Source organism: Aureimonas sp. ME7 (assembly GCF_903970965.1).
In the GTDB taxonomy this organism is placed as follows: domain Bacteria; phylum Pseudomonadota; class Alphaproteobacteria; order Rhizobiales; family Rhizobiaceae; genus Aureimonas.
The window spans coordinates 224,482-242,690 of record NZ_CAJCKW010000007.1 but is presented as its reverse complement, the minus strand read 5'-3'; the positions used below and the strand labels follow the sequence as shown (position 1 = coordinate 242,690).

Below are 18,209 nucleotides of genomic sequence, written 5' to 3'. Positions count from 1 at the left end.
GATGAAGAGATATCGCGGCGCACGGTTTCGTCATCCCGCTCCCCGCGAAAGTGCCGCAATCGTGTGGACTCGCCCCTTTCCATCGCGGCGGCCTGCGGCATCTTGCCGAACGGGGACGGTTTTGGGGACGATCACGCACGCGATGCCGACACGCAAGGCACAGAAGGAGTTACGCGCGCGCCATCGCCCGCGCTCCATCGCGATCGTCGGCAACGCGCCGGACATGGGCGACCAGGCCGGACGTATCGACGCCGCCGACTGGGTGGTCCGGTTCAACAACGCGTCCGGCTTTGGCGGGCGGGCTGGCGGGCGCGTCACCCATCTGGCGCTGGTCAACCACGGCGGCCAGATGCGCGAATGGCTGACCGATCCAGGCTTTCTCGACCGCCCGTTCGTCAGCGGGGCACAGACCTTCGTGTTTCCCTTCGCGCGCAAGGCGGAGCCGGTGGAGCATCAGGGCGAGGACGGGCGGGACTGGACGGACGAAGCCGAAACGCTTCTGAGGCCCGTCGGCGCGCCCGTGGAGATCCTGCCTCCCTCCGTTCGCCGCGAGGCCGCCGCGCTTCTCGGGCGTGCGCCGGCGACGAACCCGGTGCCGAGCACGGGCTTTCTGGTGGCGCTCCATCTCGTTCGCCGCTTCGGCGGCACCGCCACGATCGACGTCCACGGCTTCGGCTTCGAGGGCTGGGAGGGCCATGCCTGGGCGCGTGAGCGGCAATGGTTCGAAGCGATGACGGCCGGCGGCTTCCTGCGCGTCCACCCGCTCGATCGCGCATTCGCGGCGTGACCACCTCGTCGCGCTGTCCGCTCTGCGGGGGCCGAGCCCTGGCGCCGACGCGGCGCACGCTTCGCTATGCCAGCGGCCGCATCCGGGCGTTTCGATGGGCCTGCGAGTTCTGCGGACTGCTCCTCGATGCGCCCGGGCAGGACGTGCGCATCGCGCTCGATGCCGCGCTGGCGGGCCCGCACTTCGCCTCCCCCGAGACGGCGCCCTTCGGGCTCGACATCTACACGCTGCGCACGGCCGCGACCGCGATGACCAAGCGGGTGGAGCCGGCGGACGCAGCACAGGCGGAAGCGCTGGCTTTGCCGCATTCGGCGCTGGCCGCAGAGGCGCGTCTCAAGGCCCTGGAGCCAAGCGGCGGGCCGGGCGTCTCGCTCGGCTTCCTGTGCCGGGCCGCCGACGTCGAAGGGTTGATCCCCACCCATCGCCACCATCTCGCCGCCTTCGCGGAGATCGTGCTCCTCGTCGACGGCGAGGGGCCGGAGGCGGTGGTGGAGGAGGGGATCCGCGTAGCCTTCCGGCCGCTCGCGCGCGATTTCGCCGCCCAACGGGGCGCGCTCCAGGATCTCGCGCAAAGCGCCTGGATGTTTCAGCTCGACGCCGACGAAACGCTGACCCCGGAAACCACCGCGCTCGTGCCGGCGCTGGCCGCGCTCGGGGACGACGGCGGCGTCCTGTCGATCGGCCTGCCCCGCCGCAACCTCGTGGACGGCGTCCAGGCCGATCTTTATCCCGACACCCAGTACCGCCTGAACCGACGCGAGGTGCGTTTTATGGGGCCGGTGCACGAGCGCCCCGACCGACCCTGGCAGAGGAGCTTCATCGCCCTTTGCGGGGCGATCGACCACTATCTCGCCCGGGTCCACGTGGACACTCGCTCGCAAAGCTATGAGGCGATCCTGCCCGGCGGCGGGCGGTTGGAGGAGGCGGACGCGCTGCGTCAGCGCTTTCGCGCGTGAAACCGCTCGATGGCGCGGGCATAGAGCGCCAGCGTGTCCTGCCCCAGTGTTTCACGTGAAAACCGCCCGGCGGCGGTGAGCGCCTTTTCGCGCAAGGCGAGACGCCGGGCCGGATCGGCGAGAACCGGGCGGATCGCGTCGGCGAGCGCCGGGCCGCTCGTTTCACGCGCCATGGAGCCCGCGCCCGTCGCCCCGACGAACTCGCGTGCGCTCGCGTCCTCGTGGGAGGCGATCATCGGCCGGCCATAGGCCATGCCCTCCTGGTACACGAGGCCGAAACTCTCGTAGCGGGAGGGCGCGAGGATGGCGTGTGCCCCCTCGTATTCGCGCGCAAGATCGCCTTCGGGAAGCCGGCCGAGCGGCTGGAAGCGACGCCGCGTTCCGGCGGGGAGGTCGGTGGGCAGGCCGTCCGGATCGACGCCCGCCAGCCGGATCTCGAAGGGCGGCAGGGCACCGGCATCCACCTCTCGCGCGAGGATCGCAGCGGCGCCAAGGATCGCATCGAAGCCCTTGCGATGCTCCGGCCGGCCGACGAACAGGAGGCGAAGCGGCTCGGCAGATTCCGGGTAGGGCGCCCCTTGGGCGCGTGCCAGGACTTCGGGCGCGAGGGAAAGGCCGATCACCTCGTGCGGCTGGTCGCCGGAAAGCGCGTATTCGACGGCGATGCGCCGGGCGTGGTCGGCGGTGTTGGAGATCAGGCCGGCGCTCCCACGCGCCTGCGCGCGCTCCAGCCGGTCGGCGGCCCAGCCGTCGATCCGGTCGCGCGCCGAAGCCGCCGCCTCGCGCGAGAAGGCAGCCGGCGTCGAGTTGCGCGTCACCAGCGGCACGGGGCTGCGGCGGGCGAGAAGCACGGCCGGCGCATACCAGTTGGTCGCCTCCACCACGTCGAAGGCTTTGGCCCGATGCTCGGCGAGAACGGCGCGTCGAAAGGCGAGCGGCGCGGCCAGATGCCCCGCCCCGCCCCAGAGTCGAAGCCGGGCAAGCGCGCCGCCGGTCGCGGGCGGGCAGCCGACGATGCGAACGCCGCCCGTCGTCTCAATTCCCTCCCGGTCCATGGTGAAGACGGTGACGTCGGTGCCGGCTTGCGCCAGACTTTCGGCGATCTCGCGCGCGGCGGTGGACAGCCCACTCGGGGCCGGCGGATAGTCCCAGGCGATGAGAGCGGTGCGCATCAGGCGGCCAAGAGCTTGCGGTAAAGGGCGATGTAGTCGCTCGCCATCCGGTCGGAGGTGAAGCGCTCCTCGAAGCGCCGGCGAACGCTCGCGCGATCAAGCGTGCGCGCCTTTTCCAGTGCCTCCAGAGCCTCGGCCTCGGAGCCGACCACGAAGCCCGTCACCCCGTCGTCCACCACCTCGCGCACGCTGCCCCGGTCCCAGGCGACCACCGGCGTGCCGCAGGCCATGGCCTCGATCATCACGAGGCCGAAGGGCTCCGGCCAGTCGATCGGAAACAGGAGCGCCTCCGCGCCTCCCAGAAATTCGGCTTTGGCCTTGTCGCCGAGTGGGCCGACATAGGCGGCGGCCTCGCCAAGATGCGGGCGCACCTCGCGCTCGAAATAGGTCGGGTTGCCGACATCCACCGTGCCGGCGAGGCGGATGGGGCGCCCGGCCGCCTTGGCCACGCGGATCGCCGTGTCCGGGCGCTTCTGGTCGGTCATCCGCCCGACGAAGGCGAGATAGCCCCCCGCTCCGTCCTGCAGCGCATAGCGGTCGCGCTCGATGCCGTGATGGACGACGCCGGCCCGGTTGGCGGCGGGCAGCATGCTTTCCTGCGCGGCCGAGATCGCGGCGACCGGCAGGTCGGGGAATGTCTGGAAGAAGATCTCCCGGTCGAGCTCGTCCACCCGCCAATGGATGGTGGTGAGGCTGTGCCGGCGCTTATTCCCTAAAAGCGCCGCGTGAAAGAACTCGCCGTGGCAGTGGACGATGTCGAAATCGGCCAAGCGAAGGCGGAGATCCTCCATCCGCGCGGCTTCCAGAACCGCCGGAATCGAAGGGGGAACCTGGCCGTGCCGGGCTTCCAAAGCGTGGAGACTCGGCCACAGGCCGACGCGCGGCACATCTGTCGCACTGTCCGAAGGCGCCAGCAGCGTTACCTCGATACCCTGACGTTGCAGTGCGGTGGACAGGTCGTGGATGACGCGTTCCGTTCCGCCGTGATCGTGAGGCGGGACCGGAAAAATCGTCGGCGCGACCTGCGCGACTCGCAACGAACGGGTTGGGACGGCCGTTGAGCTTTCGGGCATGTCGGTTCGCTCTGTCCTTGGAATTTGTGTTCGGCGTATGGCGGGGTCATCCATGTTCATTCTTCATGTCGCGCTGCAAGGGTGTCTGCGTGCTCGCGATGTCGAGTATGGGCTGACGGCCGACACGGGCGGTCATATCCGCTATCTCCTGGATCTGGTGGAAGCCTCCACGCAGGACGAGGCCGTTTCGCGCATCGTGGTGGCGACGCGCCGCTTCGAAAGCCGCCTCGGCGCGCATTACGCTGAGCGATCGGAGCGGATCGGGCCGAAGGCCGAGATCGTGCGCCTCGACACGCGCCAATCGGGCTATCTCGAAAAGGAAGCGCTCCACACGGAAGTGGAAAGCTTCGCCGAAAGCCTGATCGCTTTCATCGAGCGCCAGGAGACGCGACCGGACGTTCTCCATGCGCACTACGCGGATGCCGCTTCCGTCGCCTCCATCGTCGAGGCGCGGCTCGGCATTCCCTTCGTGTTCACCGCCCATTCGCTCGGTCGCGTGAAGCGGCAGGCGATGAACGGCGCGCTCGTCCACGACGATTCGCTCGCCCGGCGCATCGAGGCCGAGGACGGGGCGCTTGCCAACGCCTCGCTGGTGATCGCCTCCTCGCGCGACGAGGCGGAAGTTCAGTGGGCGGGGTCGGAAACCTATGAGCCCGGCCGCATCCGCATCCTGGCGCCGGGCAGCGATCTCCAGAGCTTTGCCGGCGCGCCGTCCTGCCCGAAGGTGGATGCCTCGATCGACCGCTTCCTCCAGGACCCTTCGAAGCCGGCGATCCTGGCGCTCGCCCGCCCGGTTCGAAAGAAGAACCTCGCCGCTCTGGTGCAGGCGTTCGGCGAAAGCCCGGCGCTGCAGAAAAAGGCCAATCTCATCCTCGTCGCAGGAACGCGCGAGGACTACGCCGATCTCGACGGCGACATGGCCGAAACGGTGGCCGAGCTTCTTCATCTCATCGACCGCTACGACCTCTACGGGCGCGTCGCCTACCCCAAGCACCACCGCCCGGAAGACGTGCCGGCGATCTATGCCTATGCGCGCGAGCGCGGTGGGCTCTTCGTCAACCCAGCGCTGAACGAGCCCTTCGGCCTGACGCTGCTCGAAGCCTCGGCCGCCGGCCTGCCGCTGGTGGCGACCGATTCCGGCGGGCCGAACGACATCGTCGAGATGTGCGGCAACGGCGTTCTCGTCAATCCGCGCTCGCCCTCCGCCATCGCGGAGGCCGCGCTCGCCATCCTGTCCGACGAGGCGCTGCATGCGCGCTACGCCCGCGCCGGGGCCAAGGTGGCCGAGGCCTACGACTGGACGCGCCATGCCGAGCGCTACCACGCGCTTCTCGCCTCGCTCACCGGAGCGGACAAGGCAGTCGAACGGCCCGAACAACTCCTGATCTGCGACATCGACAACACGCTGGTCGGCTGCGCGGAAGGCATCCGCACCTTCGGCACCTGGCGCAAGGATCAGCCGGGCCTCGCCTTCGGGGTGGCCACCGGCCGCTCCTTCCATTCGGCGCTGGCGATCCTGGAACAGCAGGACGCGCCGCGCCCGCAGGTGATCATCTCGTCGGTCGGCTCCGAGATCTACCACCTCGACCCCAACGGCACGACCTATACCCAGGATGCCGAATGGCGGCGCATCGTCTCGCGCGACTGGGATCCGGCCGCCGCGCGTCGCGCGCTCGCCCGCATTCCCGGCCTCCTGCCGCAGGCGCCGCTGGAACAGCGCTCGCACAAGCTCAGCTACTTCACCGACGGGCAGCCCGGCATCGTCGCGCGCATCCGCGCCAGCCTGGAGCGCGCCGGCCTGCGCTGCTCGGTGATCCACAGCCATGGGCGCTATCTCGACGTCCTGCCGCTGCGCGCTTCCAAGGGCACGGCGGTGGACTTCGTGCGCCGCTCCTACGAGCTTGCCGAAAACGCCGTCTTCGTGGCCGGCGATTCGGGCAACGACATCGAGATGCTGCGCACCATCCCGCAGGCGATCATCGTCGCCAACTTCTCCGACGGGCTCGCGACCCTGCCCGCGCTTCGCCACTCCTATGTCGCGCGCGCCACCCATGCGCGCGGCGTGATCGAGGGCGTTCTCCACTTCCGCGATAAGGCGAGGGCCGCATGCAAGCCAGCGTCCTGACGCTGGTTCGCGGCCGGCGGGCGCATCTCCAACGGTTGATGGAAGGGCTGGCGAGCCAGACGCGAAAGCCCGCCGAACTGGTGATCGCCTGGATGCAGGACGAGCCCTTCGCGGATCTCCCCGATCCCGGCTGCCCGGTGCGCCACGTGATGGTGCCAGGGGACCCGATGCCGCTCGCAAGAGCGCGCAACCGAGCGGCCGGGGCGGCGGCTTGCGAGCTTCTGATCTTCCTCGACGTCGACTGCATTCCCGCGCCCACGACGGTTGAAAGCTATCTGGCGGCGGCGGGAGGGCAGGAGGGCCTGTTTCTCGGCGAGGTCCTGTATCTGCCGGAAGGGGCGGTCGGCGACACGCTCGACTTCGACCGGCTCGATGCGCTTGGGCAAATCCACCCCTCCAAGCCTACAGTGCCGGCTGCGGGCGTGCGGCGGGAGCCAGACGCCGGCGAGCTTTGGGGCCTGTCCTTCGCTTTGCCGCGCGCGCGCTATCTCGCGATCGGGGGCATGGACGAGGACTTCGTCGGCTATGGCGGCGAGGAAACGGACTTCGCTGTGCGCCTGTCCGCCTCCGGCCTGCCCTTCTTCTGGACGGCCGGCGCGCGCGCCTATCATCAGCATCACCCGGTGCGCGTTCCCCCGCTGCACCATTTCGACCACATCCTTCGCAACGCGCGCCTGTTTCGCGAGCGGCACGGGCGCTGGTGCATGGACTACTGGCTCGGCCAGTTCCGCGACATCGGCCTGATCGAATGGGACGAGCGGGAAATCCGGCCGCTGCGCCGGCCCGAGGCGGCGGAGATCGAGGCATCGGGGCGCGATACGGGACGCCTGTTCAGCTGAGCGCCTGAAACCGGCGGGGCGGCGCCCTAGTTGCCGGCTGCGACGCAACTTCCGATCGAGTCCCGATGAAACCCTTCTTGCCCGACACCGACCAGTTGAAGACGATCCTCACGGACGTGGTGGAAGAGGTCCGCGAGCGCGCGCCCGGTCTCCATGAGACGGCGCGTCAAGCGGCCGAGGAGAACGACCGGCCGGTGCCGCGCAAGGGTGACTTCGAGCGCTTCGGCATCGCCGTCTTCACGCGCGAGGGCGATCTCGTGTCGGCGGGAAACGCGGGCACCGGTTTTCCCATCCAGTCGATCTCCAAGGTCTTCGCGCTGGAGGTCGCCTTCGCGGCGCTCGGCGAGCGGATCTGGGAGCGGCTGGGGCGCGAGCCGTCGGGCGACGCGTTCAACTCGATCATCGATCTGGAGCGCGACAAGGGCGTGCCCCGCAATCCCTTCATCAATGCCGGGGCGCTCGTCGTCTGCGACATCCTCGTCGGCCTGGAAGGGCGGGCGGGGCCGAACCGGCATGTGCTCGACTTTCTCAAAAGCCAGATCGACGACGAGACCATCGCCTTCGACGACGGCGTGATGGAAAGCGACCAGAAGGGCGGCGATCTCAACCGCTCGCTGATGTACATGGCCAAGCACCACGGCAACCTTCGCCACGAGGTGGAGGCGGTGATGGACGCCTATGTCCACCAATGCGCGATCACGCTGGACTGCCGGGGCCTCGCCAAGGCGGGTCGCTTCCTGATGCACGACGACGTGGAAGAGGAGCACGGGCGCGGCGACGGGCGCGGGATCGGCGCCTCGCGGCGCGCCCGGCGCATCCTCGCCATCATGATGCTGTGCGGCCTCTACAACGGGGCCGGCGATTTCGCCTACCGGGTCGGGCTGCCGGCGAAATCGGGCGTCGGCGGCGGCATCCTGGCGGTGGCCCCGCACCGCGCCTCGATCGCCGTCTGGTCGCCCGCGCTCGATCCGATGGGCAATTCGAGACTGGGAACGCTCGGCCTCGAGCTTCTCGCCCGGCGCACCGACTGGTCGGTGTTCGGCGCGGCGCGTAGCTAGAGCCTTTCGCCGACCGTCCAGGTCGCGCGAACCCCCAGCGTTTCCGGGTCGAGGAGGTTGAAGTCGGCGCGAAGGCCGGGCGCGAGGCGGCCGACCTCACTGTGGAGGCCGAGAAGGCGGGCCGGGCGCTCGGAGGCCATGCGCACCGCCTCTGCCGGGTCGCTAGTGAGGCGCGCGGTGCGCGCCGCCACCTCGTCGAGGAGGACGGCTGCCCCGGCGAGCGCCCCGGCATCGTTGCGCACCGCCCCGTTCTCGATGCGGCAGCGATAGCCGCCGAACTCGAACACGCCCTCGCCCCCCTCGATCGAGGCCGTGGCGTCGCTGGTCAGCGCCAGCCGAGGCCCCAGCGCCCGGATCGCCGCCAGCATCGACACGTCGTCGACATGCACGCCGTCGTTGATCAGGCTGGCATGGAGCGTCGGAGAGGCGAGGGCGGCGCCGACCGGGCCGGGATCGCGGCCCGCCATCGGCGGCATCGCGTTGAAGAGATGGGTCAGCATCGTGGCGCCCGCGTGGTGCGCGGCCAGAACCTCGCCGGCGCCCGCCGCCGTATGGCCGAGCGCCACGGTGATGCCGCTCTTCGCCAGCGCTTCGATCTGCGCCGGCGAGGTGCTTTCGGTGGCCACGGTGACGAGGCGCACGACGTCGCGTGCGCTAAGGAGCCGCTCGAGATCGCTCGCGTCCATCGGACGGATCAGCCGTGTGTCATGCGTTCCGGGGCGGGCGGGGCCGATATGAGGGCCTTCGAGATGGAGGCCGAGAACGCTCGGCAGCCGCGCCATCGCTTCTCGGCCCGAGGCGATCGCGGCATCGATCGTCTCGGTCGGCGCGGTGATCAGCGTCGGCAGGAAGCCGGTGACGCCGTGGGCAAGGAGAACGCCGGCCATGCGCCGGATCGTTTCGAGCGTCGGCGCCTGCGAGAACACTACGCCGCCGCAGCCGTTGACCTGGATCTCGACATAGCCGGGCGCGAGCCAGCCCTCCAGCCGATGGAGCGTGGCCCCATCCGGCCGCTCGGATGCTGGCAGGACGGCGCGGATGCGCCCGCCCTCGACCAGAAGGCCGAGGCCGGGCGTGAAGCCCGTCTCGGTCAGGAGCGCGTCGGCGAGAAAGAAGTCCATCCGAAAGCCTCCGGGCGCGAAGCGGTTGCAAGACCCCTTCGGCTCTCGTCGGGCGTCCTGTCAACCGGTCTTCAGGGTTGGAGGACGCGGTAGCGCAGATGCAGGGCCCCGCCGTCCAACCTGTCCGCGCTTTCCAGCGAAAGCTGCAAACGGCCCTTCAACCCTTCCGCGCCGAAGGAGACGATGCCCTCGCGCTCGGTGCTCCCGTCGAGCGCCGGGGCGAGGACGACGCTGAGTTCATCCACCAGCCCTGCCGCCAGGAACGAGCCGTTGATCGCCCCGCCCCCTTCGAGAAGAAGCCGCTCGACGCTGAACCGCGAGCGCAGGATGCCGAGAGCTTCGCCGAGATCGATCTCCGGCGTGCCGGCCACGACGTAGGAGATGCCGTCGCCCGCCAGTTCCGCCAGATGCGCGTCGGAAACCTCGCTCCCGAGCAGAACCAACACCGGGTCGCCGCCGATGTCGGGCTTGGCGAAGTGGAGGCGGCCTTTGGTGTCGGGTGCGATCGCCCAGGTCTTCACGTTGCTTGCCGCGACGTGCACCGGGCGCTCCACCGCACCGGGCTCGGTGGGGGGATGCGCTTCGCCCTTAGCCAACTCCCCCATGGTGGTGCGTCCGACCAGCCAGGCATCGGCGCCGAGCCGGTCGTGGATCGCCTCGTAGGCGCCGCTCCAGTCCTTCACCGCGCCGTCCGGGCTCGCCGTGTATCGGCTGGGATGGAGCCGGCCGTCGATCGAGGACGTCATGTGACAGATGACATGGGGGCGCTGGGTCATGGGCGAAACACTCCGTTGGCTTACCCGCCAAACCGGGATCGCCGACGGAGGTTGCAAAGGTTCGGTCGGCCGCCGCCTTCACGCGTCGCGGATGGCGCGCCCGGCGGCCTGCAGCGCTTCGAAGGCGGCGAAGCGCTTGTCGTGCCACGCCTTCGTTTCGGCCGAGGGCTCGTGGATCGCGCCGAGCTCCGACATGGCGGGCATGGCCGTGGCGATATCCGGAAAGCGCCCGGCGGCGACGGCGGCCAGGATCGCCGAGCCGAGCAGCACCGGCTCGGGCGAGGTGGTGGCAGCAATCGGCAGGCCGGTGGCGTCGGCCAGGATCTGACGCACCAGGGGGCTGGCGCCCGCGCCGCCGCTCGCCACGATCGTCTGCGTCGCGACGCCCTTATGCCCAAGCGCCGCCGCGATCTGGCGAAGGCCGTAGCCGAGCCCGCTCATGCCAGCCAGATACAGGGCGACGAGCCCGTCCTCCCCGCTTTCCATGCCGAGGCCCGCGATCAGCGCCCGCGCATGCGGGTCGGCGAAGGGTGCGCGGTTGCCGAGGAATTCGGGGACGACGTGAATCCCGCCGACGAGCCCCGGCAGGGCCGCCGCGCCGCCAGCCTCCGCCGCCCGCGCGCTCGCCCAGGCGCTCAAGGAAAGTCCGGCGGCCCGAGCGGCGGTTTCGGCGTTTGCCGCGGCGGGATGGTGGCGCACGAGATGGTCGATCGCCGCGCCCGCCGCCGACTGGCCGCCCTCGTTCAGCCAAAGGCCTGGGACCATGGCCGAGAAGTACGGCCCCCAGACGCCGGGCACGAAGGCGGGCCCCGGCGTCGGCGACAGCGTGCAGGCGGAGGTGCCGAAGACATAGGCCATGCGCGAGGCGGGATCGCCGGCGCCGCCGCGCGCGCCCACCGTCCCGACCCCGCCGGCATGAGCGTCGATCAGCCCGGCGGCCACCGCGATGCCGGGGCTGAGGCCGAGGTCGCGGGCGGCCTCGGGCGTCAGCCCCGTGCCCAGCGCCGTGCCGCCGGGAACGACTTGCCTGCCGATCCTCGCGAACCCCTCGTCGGCCAGCGCGCCGAGGCCGATCTGGCGGAAATAGCTCTCGTCCCAGCGCGCCTCGTGGGCGAGATAGGTCCACTTGCAGGTGAGTGTGCAGGTGGAGCGGGCGAGACTGCCGCTCGCCTTCCAGGTCAGGAAGTCGGCGAGATCCAGGAAGGCGGAGGCCTCCGCGAACGTTTCCGGCATGTTCCGGGCGAGCCACAGGAGCTTGGGCGTCTGCATCTCGGGCGAGATCGCCCCGCCGACATAGCGCAGGACGGGATGGCCGGCGGCGTTGATCTCACGCGCTTCGGCGCCTGCTCGGTGGTCCATCCACACGACGATGTTGCGCTCGGGGTCGCCCGACGGGCCAACGGGGAGCGGCGCGCCGCCCGGGCCCAGCACCACGAGCGAGCACGTGGCGTCGAAGCCGATGCCCTCCACCTGTTTCGCGTCGATGCCAGCCAGCGCCACGGCTTCGCGCACGGCCGCCGACACCGCTCGCCAGATGTCGTTGCTCGACTGTTCCACGATCGCGCCGGGCTCGCGGAAGATCGCGATGTCGCGCTTGGCGTGTCCCAGAAGCGCGCCGGTCGCGTCGAAGACGCCGGCGCGCGCGCTTCCCGTTCCCACGTCGATGCCGATGAACATGGCCGATGATCCTCCCGAGATCCGAATGAAGGGGCGTCAGTGCGCCGGCGTGGCGCCCTCGTGCCCGGCCGTGTCCAGGACCCCGTCGAGGGTGAACACCACGCCGCCGGCCCGGTATTCGATGCGCGCCGCACCCTTGAAATAGCCGGGAACCACGCGCTCCACCAGCCGAGAGCCGAAGCCGCGGCGGGTCGGCGGCTCCACCGCCGGGCCGCCGCTTTCGCGCCAGACCAGCTCGAAGGCGCCGTTCTCGCGCCGTGTCCAATCGATCGCCACACGGCCTCCGTCCACCGACAGCGCGCCGTATTTCAGCGCATTGGTCGCCAGCTCGTGCAGCGTCAGCGACAGGCCCATGCTCTGCATCGCGTTGAGGTCCATCGCCGGGCCGGACAGGGCGATGCGGCGCATCCCGTCCTCGTGCGGCTGGAGCGTGCCTTGCGCCACGTCGCGGATATCGGCGGCCTGCCAGTTGTTCTCGGTCAGCATGTCCTGCGAGCGGCCGAGCGCCAGGATGCGGGCGGAGGCGACATCGGAAGCCTCCTCCAGGCTGCGGGCGTGGCGGAGGCTCTGGCCCACCACGGCCTGCACCATGGCGAGCGTGTTCTTCATGCGATGGGCAAGCTCGCGCTGGAGGACGCGCTGGCGCTTCTCGCGCTCCTGCGCCTCGTCCAGGATGACGCGCTGGCGCTCCAGAAGGCCCCGGCTGATCGCGCGCTCCGCCTTCAGCCCGTCCATCGCCCGGTGCATCAGCTCGATGAGCAGGATGTCGACGGTGACGATGCAGACGTAGAAGAGAAGGGCGACCACCACCGAGCCGTCCATCGAGAACGCGCCGAAGGGCGGAATGAACCAGTACCAGGCGGCCAGACCGCTGGCGAGGGCACAGGCGGCGCCCGGCCAGGAGCCGGCAAAGAAGGCCGTCAGGATCACGGCGGGAAAGAAGGTCAGGTAGGGGAAGCCGACCGGCAGGGCGTGGTCGAAGACGAAGCGTATGAACAACGCGACCAGAAAGGCGAGAACGGCAAGCCCCCAGCCGAGGAAACGGGAGGCCCGAACCCGTTCGGCCGCTTCGAACACAAACATCGACGTTTCAGGCCCCTCTTGCCAAACCGAATTCCCAATGCCCCTCCCTTCACCCATGACGGGTGCGAACGGTGCTGGCAATCGGTTTTGGAGGCTGGAAAGGTCGAGACGATCGTTAGGCGGCGGTCGGGTGGCTTTCGCGTAAAGAACGCGAACGGCATCGTCGCCGGCCGTCAGGGCGATGGCGCGAACTCCAGGAGAAAGCGCACGACCTTTTCGGCCGGCATCTCGCAAGGGCGCAGAACGGTGCGCGCGGGGGAAAGCTCATAGAGGTTGGCGCTGATCCGGTCGGTGCCGCCGAGCTCCTCGCCGAAGATCCAGCGCCGTCTCCCGTCCTCGGAAGCCGACAGGGTGACGCCGTAGCGCCGCCCTTCGAAGACGCCCTCGCTGTAGCCCGAGGCCCAGCGGCCGATCCGCGCGAGCGCCGCGCGCAGATCGGCTTCCGCCGGCGTCACTTCGCCGGCTGGCCGCCGCTACCGTCGGAAGCGGAGGACTGCTGGCTCTGCGTCAGCGTCTGCTCGGCGGCGTTGCCAGCGCCCGGCTGCTTTTCCACCGTGCCGTTGTCCTTGCAGGCCGAAAGGCCGAACAAGGCGAGGCCGACGATCGCCAGGGCGGGGATGCGGTTGGTCATGCGGGTGCGTTCCTTCTTGCTGCAAGAGTGAACGCGCGACCGGTCCTTCGGTTCTAAGCGCGGTGCCCTCAGCTCGGCTCGTGATAGGGGCAGCCGTTGAAGCGGGCGCGGAAGTCGGCGGAATGGCGATAGGGCTCGCGCCGGGCACGGTTGATGTTGCCGAGCGGCCGATGCTCCTGGATGCCGGTCCAGATAGAAAAGCGCATCTCCTCGTTGACTTGCCGGACGCGCGCTTCGTCCCAGCTGTCCTGGGGCCTCGCGCGGATGGTGGCGACGCGCTGGAACGGAGCTTCCGCCTCGTCCCATTCCACGGTCGGATCCTCGACGGGCTGTTTCTTCAGATCGCGGCAGAGCTGGACGCGGAACTCCCACTCGGCGTCGATGTCGGTCATTTCCCGGCGCACCTCCTCGCGGATCGCGTTGTCGCGGCCGTCGACATCGATGATCTCGCCGGTCAGCGCCGTCAGGGCGGGCGCCACGGGGGCGATCGAGAACTTGGCGATATGGTCGCCGTAGCGGAAGGGCGTCGTGGAATAGTAGGTCTCGCCGAGCGGCTCGACATTGGGCGCGCCCCCGAGCGAGTTCAGCGCCGTGCTTTCGATGCCGACGGCGCCGAGAGCCGAGGTGACCCCCCGCAGGACCGCCGAGGCGACCTTCTTGGTGCCTTCGATCCGGTCGGTCGTGGCGGCCAGCATCTTGAGGTTGCCGAGAAACTTGTCGGCGGTCTTGGCTTGGAAGACCTTGCCGTTGACCATGACGAAATCCTGCGCCGAGCCTTCCGAGCCGGGCAGGCGCTCGCCCTCGACGCCCTCGACCTTGATCGCGAGGCCGCGCGGCAGGCTGATCGCGTCGGGCAGGATGTCGCCGGCATTGGTCGACATGCGCAGGAAGACCTTGTGCGTTCCGGGCTTGGCGAAAAGCCCCTGCGCGAGTTCCGGCGGCAGCCCGGCGTCCACGCTCAGCTCGCCTTCCAGGATGCCGTGCGCCTTGGCGTGCACCGAGCGGACCGCATGGCCGTAGTCCTCGGCGGTGCGGTGGAGAATGGCGTCGAACGCGTCCATCAGCCCCTGAACGGTTTCCCGCTCGTCGGCCTGGATCTCTTCAACGTCGGGCGAGTAGCGAACGGGGGAGGCGATCATATCTTGCTCCAGACAAATCGATACGGAACAACTCCGCAGCGGTCTGGAAGGTTTCCAAACTCGATGTCCGGCGGCGGGCGCTTGCCGCGTGCGGTTCGATGCGGCAAGACGAGGGTCGTCTTCCCCGATCCCTCGCTTCGGACTTGTCTTCATGGCGCAGCATCTGTTTCCCGGCCGCCGCTTCGGCGCCTTCCTGTTCGACATGGACGGCACGATCCTGAACTCGATCGTGGCGGCCGAGCGGGTCTGGGGCAACTGGGCGCGGCGGCAAGGCCTGGACGTCGAGGCCTTCCTGCCGACGATCCACGGCGTTCGGGCGCTGGAAACGATGCGCCGCGTCGGCATTCCGTCCGAGCGGCTGGAGGCGGAGATCGCGGGTCTCGTGCAGGGCGAGATGGACGACGTGGAGGGGATCGTGGCGATCGCGGGCGCGGCCGAGTTCCTGGCCAGCCTGCCGACCGATCGCTGGGCGATCGTCACCTCGGCGCCGCGCGCGCTCGCGCAAAAGCGCCTCGGCGTCGCCGGTCTGCCCTTGCCGCCGCTGATGGTGAGCGGCGAGGACGTCGTCCATGGCAAGCCGGCGCCGGACTGCTTCCTCCTCGGCGCGCAGAAGCTCGGCCAGCGGATCGAGGACTGCCTCGTGTTCGAGGACGCGCCGGCCGGCATCCAGGCGGCGGAAGCGGCGGGAAGCGGGGGCGTCGTCGTCATCAACGCGACGCATTCCCACAAGCTGGAAACCCGCCACCCGAGCGTTTCGGGCTACGAGGCGCTGACGGCCTTCCGCACCGCCGACGGCACGCTCGAGGTTCACACGAGCGAGGCCGTCTCCGCCTGAGGGCGAAGACGGCCTATGCCAAAAGTCACCAGCAGGTGAAGCCGGCGTCCGCCAGCACCGTCGCGCCGGTCATCAGGCTGGACGCGTCGGAGGCGAGGAAGTGCACCACGGAGGCGATCTCGTGGGGCTGGCCCATGCGGTGCATCGGCGTGTCGCGCAGCCACACGTCGATCATCCCGGCGTTGTCGTCGCGGTAGCTCGTCATTTCCGTCTCGATATAGGTCGGGGCGACGGCGTTGACGCGCACGCCCCGATCGGCCCATTCGGCGGCGAGCGAGGACGTCATCTGGTGCACGGCGGCCTTGGAGGCGTTGTAGTAGGTCTGCTTCTGCGGCCGGTTGGAGATATAGCCCGACATCGAGCCGATATTGACGATCGCGCCCCGCCCCGCCTTCAGCATATGCCGGCCGAAGGCGCGGTTGCACCAGAAGACGCCGTTGTAGTTGACGTCGTTGACCTGGAGCCAGCGCTCGTCCTCCGTGTCCTCGGCCGCCACGCCCGACATGGCGATGCCGGCATTGGCGACGAGGATGTCGACCCGGCCGTGGCTCTCCACGACCTGCGCGGCGAAGGCTTCGACGTCCTGCGGCTTGGTCACGTCGAGGACATGGGCGCTGGCCTCGTAGCCCTTCGCCTTGAGAGTTTCGAGCCCGGTATCGGCGATGCGCTGGTCGATGTCGGCGATCACGATCCTGGCGCCGAACTCGGCGAGCGCTTCGCCGATGGCAAGGCCGATGCCGCGCCCGCCGCCGGTCACCACGGCGACGCGCCCGTCCAGTCTGAATTTGTCGGCAAACATGGGGAATGCTCCTAAAGGGATCAGCGGTCGATGAAGGGATGGCGGCCGGGGGCCGGGAAGCGCTGGTTCTTGAGCGCCACCAGCCGGTCCACTTCGCGTTGGTCGAACTCGTGGGCGCCACCGTATTGCGAGGCGAGGAAGACGACCTTGGCGTAGTAGTCGAGGGCTTCCATCTTGAACCAGGCGGACTGGAGATCGTGGCCGCAGGTCAGCGCCCCGTGGTTCTGGAGCAGCACGGCGTCGTGGCGGGCGAGATAGGGGCGGATCGCGTCCGACAGCTCGTCCGTCGAGGGCAGGCCGTAGGGGGTGAGCGGCACTTCGCCGAGAAACATCGTGGATTCGGGCATGATCTGCTGCGTCAGCGCCTTGCCGCAGATCGCATGGACCGTCGCATAAAGCGGATGGGCGTGGACCACGGAGCGAACGTCGTCCCGCGCCTCGTAGACGGTGAGATGCATGCGCGTTTCGGACGAGGGCTTCCAGCGGCTGTCCTCGACCGGCGCGCCCGTCCGGTCGATACGGCAGATCATGTCCGGGGTCATGAAGCCCTTGGACGTGTTGGTGGGGGTGCACAGGAACGTGCCGTCGTCCAAGAGGACGGTGATGTTGCCGTCGTTGGCCGCGCCCATGCCCTTGTCCCAGGCGCGCCGGCCGATGTCGCAGATCTGCTGCTTCAGGGCATCGATGTCTTGGGTCATGCGGCTTCCAGTCCTCGGGTCGGTTCGTATCGGCGAAGGGGCGTGCGGGCGCGAAAGGCCGCGCGCGCGGCCGTGATGTCGGGAAAGAGACCAAGGCTCGCGAACTGCACGAGAGCGTTGCCGGCGGCGCTCGCCTCCACCGGGCCGGCCAGAACCGGACGCCCGGTTGCGTGGGCGATCAGGGCGCACAGTGTTTCGTCGCGCGCGCCGCCGCCGCCGAGCCGGATGGCACGGATGGGGGCGCCTCGAAGGCGCTCGGCCGCCGCGATGCCGCCCGCGATCTGAAGCGCCATGCCCTCGTAGAGCGCGCGGGCCCATGGTCCGGGTTGGCCGGGGGAAAGGTCGGGGTCGGCGGCGCGAAGGGCGCCCACGAGATCCACCGGGTCCAGAAAGGCAGGCGCGGAAAGGTCCGGCACTCCGGCGGGGGCCGGAGATGCGAGGGCGAGACGGCCCCATTCGGCGAACCCGATATCCTCGCCCGTCGCCGCCGCCCATTGGTCTCGCAGCGCGCGCAGGAGGAGGAGCCCCGCAAAGCTCTTCACCAGAAGCGCGCGCCCCTCGACGCCGCCTTCCAGGCCGAAGCCGGCTCGGCGCGCTGGGGCGTCGATCGGCCCGTCCGGCACCTCGATGCCGAAGATGTTCCACGAGCCGGCCACCAGAAAGGCCTCGTCGTCTTGGGGGGCGAGCGCCAGGGCCGCGCTCGCCGTGTCGTGGGCGGCGACCGCGACCACCGCCGCCTCGCCAAGGCCGAAGCGCTCGGCGATTTCCGGCTTTAGGGAGCCGAGCCGCGTTCCAGCCGCGACCAGCGGGACGAAGGGCTGGCTCGGCATGCCAGCAAGCGCGAGGATTTTGGGGCTCCACGCTCCGGTGCGGAAGTCCACGAGGCCGCTCGTGCGCGCCAGGCTGCGCTCGCAGGCGGGCGTGCCCGACAGGCGATAGGCAACGAGATCGGCGATCATCAGAAAATGTTGCGCCTTCGCAGCAAGGTCCGGATGGCGGCGCGCCCAGTCGGCCAGATGGAAGACGGTGACGAAAGGCAGGATCTGCGCGCCCGTCCGCTCGGCGATCGCCTCGTGGTGGGTCCGAAGCGCCTCCAGCCCTCGGGCCCCGCGCCGGTGGCGGTGGGTGCGGGGCTGGTCCACCGGCCGGCCCGTCTCGTCCAGAAGCGCGAAGTCGACGCCCCAGCTGTCGACGCCGACCGAGGCGACGCCGCCCGCGCGGGCCGCCGCGCCAAGGCCCTCCTCGATCCCCTTCAGGAGGCGGTCGAGATCCCAGGCCGGGCCGTCGGGCAGGCGCGTCTCGTAGCCGGAGAAGCGATGCAACTCGGAGAGGCTCAATCCGTCCTCACCCCATTCGGCCAGCATCGCACGTCCCGAACCGCCGCCGAGGTCGAGCACCAGGCAGCGCGGCGAGGGGGAGGAAGGGCCCTGCATTCCCTTC

The 18,209-nt window shown here is 69.7% G+C and carries 18 protein-coding genes; 6 read left to right on the top strand and 12 right to left on the bottom strand.

Translation table 11 applies throughout. From position 1 onward, the window contains the following. Positions 1 to 142 precede the first annotated feature (142 nt). Positions 143 to 787 carry a hypothetical protein gene (locus H7A85_RS14090; protein ID WP_182086576.1) on the top strand — a complete coding sequence of 215 codons (645 nt, stop codon included), beginning with the start codon at positions 143 to 145 and terminating at the stop codon, positions 785 to 787. Continuing rightward, positions 784 to 1,743: a hypothetical protein gene (locus H7A85_RS14085; protein WP_182086575.1), complete on the top strand. Its 960-nt coding sequence runs from the start codon at positions 784 to 786 to the stop codon at positions 1,741 to 1,743. Before H7A85_RS14090 ends, H7A85_RS14085 begins: the two co-directional genes overlap by 4 nt. On the opposite strand, the gene H7A85_RS14080 is transcribed toward H7A85_RS14085, so the two are convergent. After that, positions 1,725 to 2,915 (bottom strand): glycosyltransferase family 4 protein, encoded by a 1,191-nt coding sequence (locus H7A85_RS14080; RefSeq protein WP_182086574.1) that lies wholly within the window; start codon positions 2,913 to 2,915, stop codon positions 1,725 to 1,727. The genes H7A85_RS14085 and H7A85_RS14080 overlap by 19 nt on opposite strands. Continuing rightward, positions 2,915 to 3,988, bottom strand: a complete 1,074-nt coding sequence (locus tag H7A85_RS14075) for a glycosyltransferase family 4 protein (protein WP_182086573.1) — start codon at positions 3,986 to 3,988, stop codon at positions 2,915 to 2,917. The genes H7A85_RS14080 and H7A85_RS14075 overlap by 1 nt, the downstream gene beginning before the upstream one ends. A gap of 52 nt (positions 3,989 to 4,040) precedes the next feature. Between H7A85_RS14075 and H7A85_RS14070 the strand changes: the two genes are divergently transcribed. The 3 genes from H7A85_RS14070 (at position 4,041) to glsA (ending at position 8,010) form a co-directional block, all read left to right on the top strand. Next, complete coding sequence (locus H7A85_RS14070) at positions 4,041 to 6,113, top strand: HAD-IIB family hydrolase (protein ID WP_182086572.1); 2,073 nt, start codon at positions 4,041 to 4,043, stop codon at positions 6,111 to 6,113. After that, positions 6,095 to 6,952 (top strand): galactosyltransferase-related protein, encoded by an 858-nt coding sequence (locus H7A85_RS14065; RefSeq protein WP_182086571.1) that lies wholly within the window; start codon positions 6,095 to 6,097, stop codon positions 6,950 to 6,952. Before H7A85_RS14070 ends, H7A85_RS14065 begins: the two co-directional genes overlap by 19 nt. A gap of 65 nt (positions 6,953 to 7,017) precedes the next feature. Continuing rightward, positions 7,018 to 8,010 (top strand): glutaminase A, encoded by a 993-nt coding sequence (gene glsA, locus H7A85_RS14060; protein WP_182086570.1) that lies wholly within the window; start codon positions 7,018 to 7,020, stop codon positions 8,008 to 8,010. Here the strand turns inward: glsA and nagA are convergent. The 7 genes from nagA to H7A85_RS14025 all read right to left on the bottom strand — a co-directional run bounded on the left by nagA (position 8,007) and on the right by H7A85_RS14025 (position 14,437). Further along, complete coding sequence (nagA, locus tag H7A85_RS14055; RefSeq protein WP_182086569.1) at positions 8,007 to 9,131, bottom strand: N-acetylglucosamine-6-phosphate deacetylase; 1,125 nt, start codon at positions 9,129 to 9,131, stop codon at positions 8,007 to 8,009. The two genes, glsA and nagA, sit on opposite strands and share 4 nt — an antisense overlap. A 71-nt stretch (positions 9,132 to 9,202) precedes the next feature. Then, on the bottom strand, positions 9,203 to 9,907 hold the full coding sequence (locus H7A85_RS14050) for a RibD family protein (RefSeq protein WP_182086568.1): 705 nt from the start codon (positions 9,905 to 9,907) through the stop codon (positions 9,203 to 9,205). A 78-nt stretch (positions 9,908 to 9,985) separates the two neighbouring features. Continuing rightward, positions 9,986 to 11,584: an FGGY-family carbohydrate kinase gene (locus H7A85_RS14045; RefSeq protein WP_182086567.1), complete on the bottom strand. Its 1,599-nt coding sequence runs from the start codon at positions 11,582 to 11,584 to the stop codon at positions 9,986 to 9,988. 36 nt (positions 11,585 to 11,620) lie between these two features. Beyond that, entirely contained in the window at positions 11,621 to 12,667 is a 1,047-nt protein-coding gene (locus tag H7A85_RS14040) for an HWE histidine kinase domain-containing protein (RefSeq protein ID WP_182086566.1), read from the bottom strand. Between the two features lie 173 nt (positions 12,668 to 12,840). Then, positions 12,841 to 13,122: a hypothetical protein gene (locus H7A85_RS14035; RefSeq protein ID WP_182086565.1), complete on the bottom strand. Its 282-nt coding sequence runs from the start codon at positions 13,120 to 13,122 to the stop codon at positions 12,841 to 12,843. Then, positions 13,119 to 13,298 carry a hypothetical protein gene (locus H7A85_RS14030; protein WP_182086564.1) on the bottom strand — a complete coding sequence of 60 codons (180 nt, stop codon included), beginning with the start codon at positions 13,296 to 13,298 and terminating at the stop codon, positions 13,119 to 13,121. Before H7A85_RS14030 ends, H7A85_RS14035 begins: the two co-directional genes overlap by 4 nt. A gap of 68 nt (positions 13,299 to 13,366) precedes the next feature. Further along, entirely contained in the window at positions 13,367 to 14,437 is a 1,071-nt protein-coding gene (locus H7A85_RS14025) for a catalase family protein (RefSeq protein ID WP_182086563.1), read from the bottom strand. Between the two features lie 151 nt (positions 14,438 to 14,588). On the opposite strand from H7A85_RS14025, the gene H7A85_RS14020 reads away from it, so the two are divergent. Continuing rightward, on the top strand, positions 14,589 to 15,272 hold the full coding sequence (locus H7A85_RS14020; RefSeq protein ID WP_244631192.1) for an HAD family hydrolase: 684 nt from the start codon (positions 14,589 to 14,591) through the stop codon (positions 15,270 to 15,272). Positions 15,273 to 15,297: 25 nt separating this feature from the next. Here H7A85_RS14020 and H7A85_RS14015 read toward each other — a convergent pair whose 3' ends face one another. Genes H7A85_RS14015 through H7A85_RS14005 form a run of 3 tightly spaced genes read right to left on the bottom strand, consistent with a single transcriptional unit; the run spans position 15,298 to position 18,202 of the window. Continuing rightward, the gene (locus H7A85_RS14015; protein WP_182086562.1) at positions 15,298 to 16,071 is read right to left on the bottom strand and encodes a glucose 1-dehydrogenase; all 774 of its coding nucleotides are present in this window, start codon (positions 16,069 to 16,071) and stop codon (positions 15,298 to 15,300) included. Between the two features lie 20 nt (positions 16,072 to 16,091). Further along, positions 16,092 to 16,769: a class II aldolase/adducin family protein gene (locus H7A85_RS14010; protein WP_182086561.1), complete on the bottom strand. Its 678-nt coding sequence runs from the start codon at positions 16,767 to 16,769 to the stop codon at positions 16,092 to 16,094. After that, the gene (locus H7A85_RS14005; RefSeq protein WP_182086560.1) at positions 16,766 to 18,202 is read right to left on the bottom strand and encodes an FGGY family carbohydrate kinase; all 1,437 of its coding nucleotides are present in this window, start codon (positions 18,200 to 18,202) and stop codon (positions 16,766 to 16,768) included. The genes H7A85_RS14010 and H7A85_RS14005 overlap by 4 nt, the downstream gene beginning before the upstream one ends. Positions 18,203 to 18,209 lie beyond the last annotated feature (7 nt).

Bases quoted from the DNA above. Each gene is read 5' to 3' on its own strand.
- H7A85_RS14015 (WP_182086562.1), bottom strand. From the start codon at position 16,071: ATGTTTGCCGACAAATTCAGACTGGACGGGCGCGTCGCCGTGGTGACC.
- H7A85_RS14080 (WP_182086574.1), bottom strand. From the start codon at position 2,915: ATGCGCACCGCTCTCATCGCCTGGGACTATCCGCCGGCCCCGAGTGGG.
- H7A85_RS14050 (WP_182086568.1), bottom strand. From the start codon at position 9,907: ATGACCCAGCGCCCCCATGTCATCTGTCACATGACGTCCTCGATCGAC.
- H7A85_RS14005 (WP_182086560.1), bottom strand. From the start codon at position 18,202: ATGCAGGGCCCTTCCTCCCCCTCGCCGCGCTGCCTGGTGCTCGACCTC.
- H7A85_RS14025 (WP_182086563.1), bottom strand. From the start codon at position 14,437: ATGATCGCCTCCCCCGTTCGCTACTCGCCCGACGTTGAAGAGATCCAG.
- H7A85_RS14075 (WP_182086573.1), bottom strand. From the start codon at position 3,988: ATGCCCGAAAGCTCAACGGCCGTCCCAACCCGTTCGTTGCGAGTCGCG.
- H7A85_RS14020 (WP_244631192.1), top strand. From the start codon at position 14,589: ATGGCGCAGCATCTGTTTCCCGGCCGCCGCTTCGGCGCCTTCCTGTTC.
- H7A85_RS14030 (WP_182086564.1), bottom strand. From the start codon at position 13,298: ATGACCAACCGCATCCCCGCCCTGGCGATCGTCGGCCTCGCCTTGTTC.
- H7A85_RS14040 (WP_182086566.1), bottom strand. From the start codon at position 12,667: ATGTTTGTGTTCGAAGCGGCCGAACGGGTTCGGGCCTCCCGTTTCCTC.
- H7A85_RS14090 (WP_182086576.1), top strand. From the start codon at position 143: ATGCCGACACGCAAGGCACAGAAGGAGTTACGCGCGCGCCATCGCCCG.
- H7A85_RS14010 (WP_182086561.1), bottom strand. From the start codon at position 16,769: ATGACCCAAGACATCGATGCCCTGAAGCAGCAGATCTGCGACATCGGC.
- nagA (WP_182086569.1), bottom strand. From the start codon at position 9,131: ATGGACTTCTTTCTCGCCGACGCGCTCCTGACCGAGACGGGCTTCACG.
- glsA (WP_182086570.1), top strand. From the start codon at position 7,018: ATGAAACCCTTCTTGCCCGACACCGACCAGTTGAAGACGATCCTCACG.
- H7A85_RS14045 (WP_182086567.1), bottom strand. From the start codon at position 11,584: ATGTTCATCGGCATCGACGTGGGAACGGGAAGCGCGCGCGCCGGCGTC.
- H7A85_RS14065 (WP_182086571.1), top strand. From the start codon at position 6,095: ATGCAAGCCAGCGTCCTGACGCTGGTTCGCGGCCGGCGGGCGCATCTC.
- H7A85_RS14070 (WP_182086572.1), top strand. From the start codon at position 4,041: ATGTTCATTCTTCATGTCGCGCTGCAAGGGTGTCTGCGTGCTCGCGAT.